The 6050-nt window shown below is 76.4% G+C and carries 6 protein-coding genes and 1 pseudogene; 3 read left to right on the top strand and 4 right to left on the bottom strand.

The window, feature by feature from the left end; all coding sequences use genetic code 11:
- Window positions 1-192: 192 nt before the first annotated feature.
- Together G5C62_RS24930 and G5C62_RS24935 are read right to left on the bottom strand one after the other, a co-directional pair.
- Window positions 193-1056: a manganese catalase family protein gene (locus tag G5C62_RS24930; RefSeq protein WP_036339664.1), complete on the bottom strand. Its 864-nt coding sequence runs from the start codon at window positions 1054-1056 to the stop codon at window positions 193-195.
- Window positions 1057-1203: 147 nt separating this feature from the next.
- A complete protein-coding gene (locus tag G5C62_RS24935) occupies window positions 1204-1917 on the bottom strand; it encodes a sensor histidine kinase KdpD (protein ID WP_164703137.1) in 714 nt (237 codons plus the stop codon).
- A gap of 106 nt (window positions 1918-2023) precedes the next feature.
- On the opposite strand from G5C62_RS24935, the gene G5C62_RS24940 reads away from it, so the two are divergent.
- The 3 genes from G5C62_RS24940 to G5C62_RS24950 all read left to right on the top strand — a co-directional run bounded on the left by G5C62_RS24940 (window position 2024) and on the right by G5C62_RS24950 (window position 5136).
- On the top strand, window positions 2024-2656 hold the full coding sequence (locus G5C62_RS24940) for a response regulator transcription factor (RefSeq protein WP_241176121.1): 633 nt from the start codon (window positions 2024-2026) through the stop codon (window positions 2654-2656).
- 132 nt (window positions 2657-2788) lie between these two features.
- A complete protein-coding gene (locus G5C62_RS24945; protein WP_164703139.1) occupies window positions 2789-3895 on the top strand; it encodes a trans-acting enoyl reductase family protein in 1107 nt (368 codons plus the stop codon).
- On the top strand, window positions 3892-5136 hold the full coding sequence (locus G5C62_RS24950; RefSeq protein WP_164703140.1) for a glutamate mutase L: 1245 nt from the start codon (window positions 3892-3894) through the stop codon (window positions 5134-5136). Before G5C62_RS24945 ends, G5C62_RS24950 begins: the two co-directional genes overlap by 4 nt.
- Before the next feature lie 12 nt (window positions 5137-5148).
- Here G5C62_RS24950 and G5C62_RS24955 read toward each other — a convergent pair whose 3' ends face one another.
- A complete protein-coding gene (locus tag G5C62_RS24955) occupies window positions 5149-5790 on the bottom strand; it encodes a pentapeptide repeat-containing protein (RefSeq protein ID WP_164703141.1) in 642 nt (213 codons plus the stop codon).
- Window positions 5791-5829: 39 nt separating this feature from the next.
- A pseudogene (locus G5C62_RS24960) lies at window positions 5830-6050 on the bottom strand (hypothetical protein); the annotation flags it as partial.

A 6050-nucleotide genomic window follows, 5' to 3' on the forward strand; every position in this document is an offset into this window, starting at 1 on the left:
TCGGGGAGGGATAGATGGGGAAGAGAGAGGGGACGGGGGGTGGGGACGGGCAGGTGCACGGCGTACCTCCAGCGAGTGCTCGGGCGCCCGCCGGGCCGGCGTCCCAGGTCCGCTGGGTAGCGGAGCCGGGGCGCCGGCACGGCGACGGCGCATCGGGCGTGCCTCCCGTGGCAGATCACAGGAGGCGGCGCCTCACTTGAGGGCGTCCTTGGCCTTCTGGATCAACGTGTTCATCTGCGTCTGCGGCGTCGGGTACAGCCGCGGGTCACCGGGGGGCAGGATCGGCGCGTCGGCGTTGGCCGCGATCGGTGCCGCTCGCAGCTGGTTGTCGGTGCCGTCCAGGGCCGGCCCGCTGGCCCAGCGGCCGTTGGCCGCATCGGGGCCGTCGGAGGCGTCGATGAACGTGTAGGCGAACTCCGGCAGCTCCTCGTCCATCGGGAAGGCCTCGGGCACCGGGATGCCCTCGATGCCGTCGGACTTGAGCTCCTCGATGGCGGCGAGCCACTGCATCTGGTGCATGTGGTCGCGGGCCAGGTTGAACCGGAGCATGTCCTTGACGCCGTGGTCGTCGGTCATGTTGAACAGGCGGGCGGCCTGCAGACGACCCTGCATCTCAGCGGTGGCGTTGTAGTGGAAGTCCGCCATGAGGTTGCCGCTGGCGGTCACGTACCCGCCGCTCCACGGGAGGCCCATGCTGTCCCGGAAGTACGCGCCGGCGCCGTTGACGATGGCGTGCTGCGGGTTGTGCTGCCCGTAGCCGGCCGCCGCCTCCTTGGTGCGGTCTGCGGCGTCGGGCTTCAGCGGCACGTGGTCCAGCAGCCGGTCGATCATCGTCACGATCATCTCGACGTGCGCCAGCTCCTCGGTGCCGATGGCCAGCAGCATGTCCTTGTACTTGCCGGGCAGCCGGCAGTTCCAGCCCTGCAGCAGGTACTGCATGGCGACGGTCATCTCGCCCCACTGCCCGCCGAGGATCTCCTGCAGCTTGCGGGCGAAGTCCGGGTCGGGGCCGTCGGGCTTGGCCTCGTACTGCAGTGCGTGAGTGTGCGTGAACACGGGCGTTCTCCCTCTGCGTCGTCGCTGTCGCCGCCCTCGCGGTGACAACAGACAGATGCCCCCTCCCGGTGTCACCCCCGTGCCGTCCGCTGGCCCCCAGGGGCCGACCTGTCCGGCCCTCCTGTGGGGGGCGGACGGGTCCCCTCGTCAGCGGTCCGGGAGGCGCACCACCAGCGTGAAGGCGCCGTCGAGGCCCTCTGACCAGGCCAGCCGGCCGCCGAGCTCCCGGGTCTGCCGCTGCACCGACCACAGGCCCAGGCCGCTGAGGTCCACCGGCGGGGTCGGCCGGCTGAGGTGCCCCAGGACCCGATCGGCCGGCACGCCCGGCTGGGTCACGGCGAGGTCGACCCACCCGACCCGTCGCTCCACCCGCAGCCGGACGGGCTGGCCCCGGCCGTGCCGGTGGGCGTTCTCCAGCAGGTTGGTCAGGATCCGCTGGACGCGGGCGTCGGCGACGGCCACGTCGGCCGCATCGTCGCCGAACTCGACCCGGAGCTGGTGGTCGGGCAGGCCGGAGGCGGCGACGGAGGCGCGGACGACGTCGGCGAGCTCGCGGGTGCCCGCCCGCTCCGCAGCCCCACCGGTGGCGTTCGCGGTGCGAAGCATCGAGGCCAGGTGCTGTGCCTGGGCACGGGCGAGGTCGAGCAGTTCCGGTCGGCTGTCGTCGTCCTCGAGCCGGGCCAGCACCGACTCCAGCGCGGCCAGCGGGCTGCGCATGTCGTGGCACAGCGCTCGCACCAGCGCGTCGCCGGTGCTCACCGGGTCAGCGGCGGGATGGGGGAGGTGACTGCGCACCACGTGCAGCAGATCGGTGAACAGTCCGGGCAGCGTCGCAGGGTGTGTGTCGGCAGCGAGGGTCACGGGCACCTCCGGGAGAGCGGTCGGTCAGCCACGCCGGGCGCAGCCGATCTGTGGGAGTGACGTGGAGGGACTGGACGTCGGTGCCGCTGCTGAGCACCGTCCCCCCGTGGACGTGGTGGTGATCGACGACCACCCGTTGTTCAGCCGGGGCCTGGAGCTGTTGCTGCCCCCGGAGAGCAACGGGCGGGTGCGTGTCGTGGGGACGACGGATGACGCCTCGGCGGGCGCCGCCCTCGTGCGCCGGCACAACGCCGACGTCGCGGTGGTCGACCTGCACATGCCGCCGCCCGGCGGCACGCGCGCCATCGCGGCCATCCGGCGCACCGAGCCGATGACCCGCATCGTGGCGCTGTCCGGGCTGGCCGAGGCCGACGCGGCCCTGGAGGCGCTGCGGGCCGGGGCGAGCGCCTTCCTGCCCAAGACCACGAGCCCGGAGGCGCTGGTGCGACCGCTGCTCGCCGTCCTCGACGGGTGGTCGGTGATCCCCGAGTCGCTGCTGCGCCAGCTGCTGGACGACGCGGCGCCCACCGCGGACCAGGGCATCGCGGCTCAGCTGTCCGCCGACGACCGCCGGCTCTGGCGGCTGGTGGCCGCGGGCACCAGCACCGTCGACATCGCCACGACGCTGCACGTCTCCGAGCGCACGGTGAAGCGGCTGGTGGCCAATCTGCTCCGCCAGCTGCGGGTCTCCACCCGGGTGGAGGCGGCCGCCCTCGCCGGCCGGGTCGGGCTGGACTAGACCCGGACGGTCGCAGCGCACTGTGTGGGACAACGGGGCGGCCATCACGCCCCGGCTACCCGACGCGGAGCGGCGCACCCGCGGACCAAGCAGTTCCGGTTTGCTGCGGCGCGTCGTGGCTAGGGTCCGACCATGCCTGCACGGGTCGTCCTGCTCGGTGCCACCGGCCACACCGGCGGCCGGACGGCGGCCGCCCTGACCGCCCGCGGCGCCCGGCCGGTGCTCGCCGGGCGCGACCCGGCCCGGCTCGTCCCCCTGGCCGACCGGCTCGGCGGGCCCGCCGAGCCGCTGGAGACCGCGGCCGCCGACGTCACCGACCCGGGCTCGGTGCGTGCGCTGCTCGGCGCCGGTGACGTCCTGGTCACCACGGTCGGGCCGTTCCAGCGGCTGGGGGAGGCCGCCGTCGCCGCGGCCACCGACGCCGGCGCGGTCTACCTGGACTCGACGGGCGAACCCCCGTTCCTCCGTCGGGTGTTCGAGGAGTTCGGGCCGCAGGCGGAGGACTCGGGCGCGCGGCTGCTGACCGCCTTCGGCCACGACTACGTGCCCGGCGTCCTGGCCGGCGCGCTGGCCCTGGCCGAGGCGGGCGACCGGGCACACCGGCTCGACGTCGGCTACAGCCTGGACGGCGTCCGGGGACAGGGCTTCTCCCGCGGCACGCTGGTCTCCCTGGTCGGGGTGCTGCTGGAGCAGGGGCACGCCTGGCGCGAGGGCCGCCTGGTCGAGGAGCCGGCCGGGGCGCGGGACTGGCGGTTCGACGTCGCCGGCCGCACCCGCCGCGGGCTCTCGGTGGGCGGCTCGGAGCACCTGGCGCTGCCCGGGCTGTCGCCGTCCCTGCGTGAGGTCGGCGTCTACCTGGACTGGTTCGGCCCGGCGACGCCGGTCGCGCACCGGCTCGCCCCGCTCGCCCCGTGGATCGGCCGGCTGCCCGGGGCCACGGCGCGGGTGGAGCAGCTCGCCGACCTGGTCGGACGCCGGTTCGCCGAGGCGCCGACGACCCAGGGGGAGGCCCGCACGCACGTCGTCGCCGAGGTGCGCGACCGGTCCGGGGCGCGGGTCGCGCGGGTCCGGCTGCTCGGACCGGACCCCTACGAGCTGACCGCAGACCTGCTGGCCTGGGGGGCGGTCCGGGCTGCGGAGGGCGAGGTCGCCGGCGCCGGCGCCCTGGGGCCGGTGCAGGCCTTCGGGCTCGACGAGCTCACCGCGGGGGCGGCCACCGCCGGGCTGCGGCCGGCGTGACCCTGCTCGCCTGCGTCGACGTCGGCTCGACGTGGACGAAGGCGGCGCTGGTCGAGCTGGACACCGGGCGACTGGTCGAGACGCGGCAGGCGCCGACGACCCCGGCGGACGTGGTGGCCGGGGTGCTGGCGGCGACGGAGGGCTGGGGCGCGCCGGTGCGCGCGTGCTCCAGCGCCGGTGGCGGACTCCGGCTGGCGGTCGTCGGCTACGAGGAGCTGATCAGCGCCGAGGCCGGGCACCGGGCAGCCCTGTCGGCGGGCGCCCGGGTGGTGCACGTGGCCGCGGGCCGGCTGGACGCCGCCGCGCTCCGGCAGCTGGCCGCCGCCGCCCCGGACGTCGTCCTGCTGGTCGGCGGGACGGACGGCGGGGACGCCACCGTGCTGCGGCACAACGCCGCGACCCTCGCCGGTACGGAGCGGTCCGTCCCGGTCGTCGTCGCCGGGAACGTCGACGTCCGGGCGGAGGTGTGCGCCGTCCTCACCGCGGCCGGCACCCCGGTCACCGCGGCCGACAACGTGCTGCCCGACATCGGTCAGCTGGCCCCGGAGTCCGCGCGCGCCGCGATCCGGGACGTCTTCCTGACCCACGTCATCGGCGGCGAACGGCTGTCGGCGGACCCGCGGCTGCGCCGGTGGGTGCGGGCGGTGACGCCGGACGCGGTGCTGGACGGCGTGGCAGTCCTGGCCGAGCTGCGGGCCGGCACCGACGCCCCGGGCGTGCTGGTGCTGGACGTCGGCGGGGCCACGACCGACGTGTACTGCGTGCCCGCCGTCGACGCCGAGCAGGCGTCGCTGCACCGGGCGGCGGTCGGGGTGCCGGCCCGCCGGCGCACCGTGGAGGGCGACCTCGGGGTGCACGCCAGCGCCGACGCGCTGCGGGAGGCGGCCGCGGACGAGGGGCTCAGCACCCCCGGGGGCGACCCGCTGGACCTCGGCGAGGCCGCGGCGGTGGTGGCGCTGCGCCGGCACCTGCGGGCCGAGGCCGCCTACGGTCCGGGCGGGGCGAGTGCGCGTGGGGCGGGGCTGGTGGTGCTCTCCGGCGGGGTCTTCCGGCACGCGGCGCCGGCGGCGACGGTCGCGGTGGTGCAGCGGGTGGCGGCCGACCGGGGCGGGGCGGGGAGTGTGCTGGCCGGCGCGCGGGTGGTCGTCGACGACCGGTACGTGCTGGCCGCGGCCGGGCTGCTCGCCGGGGACGCACCGGCCGCCGCGGCCGGGCTGCTCACCGGCCTGCTGGCGGACTGACCCGGGGTCGCCTCAGCCGACCCGGATGCCCAGCTCGGCCGCCATCCCGGCGGCCCAGCCGGCCAGCTGGGCGGTGCTGATCGTGCAGCCGCGCAGGTCGGCCACGCCGTCGAGCCGGGTCACCTCCGCGCCGCGCAGGTCGACCGAGCGGCTGCGGGCACCGCTGAGCACCAGCGACTCCACGGTGCAGTCGACCAGCCGCAGGTCGCGCAGGTCGGCGCCGCCGAGGTCCAGCTCGCCCACGGTGCACCCGGCGAGCGTGACGTCGACCAGGGTGGCGCCCCGCAGGTCGAGGAAGTCGACCTTCACCTCCTGCAGGGCCACCCGGGTGAGCCCGGCGCCGTGCGCGGTGACCGCGCCGAACCGCCCGCCGGCGGCCACGACGTCCAGCAGCGTCGCGTCGACCAGCGACCAGCCGGCCGCGCGCAGGTCGGTGAGCAGGCAGCTGGACAGCCGGGCACGGTCGAAGGGCACGCCGGCGAGGTCGCACCCGGTCAGCACGCACTCGAGGAAGGAGGCGTCGGTCGCGTCGCCGGTCAGCTCCAGGCCGGCGAACCGCAGGCCGTCGGCCGTGCCCGCGCCGGCCAGCTCCGGTCCGGGCGCGTCCGTCAGCGGCGGGAGGAGGGCTTCGAGGTCGGTGGCGTCGATCGGCACGGGCACCATCCTGTCCGTCCGGTCCGCCGCGGGGCAGGGTCAGCCGTACGGCGTGAGGGTGGCCGCCCACTCCCCGGAGGCGTCCCGGGCGAACTCCGCCACCTCGGCGGCGGCCATGTCACGCGCGGCGTAGCCGCCGCTGCCGGCGCCGACGCAGGCCAGCACGGTCGCCAGCCCGGCCCGGCGCTGGACGACGGACTGCCGGACCTCCCACCCCACGACGGCCCGGTCCTGCAGCACGGTGTGGCTGCGCACCAGCC

Source organism: Modestobacter sp. KNN46-3 (genome assembly GCF_011039295.1).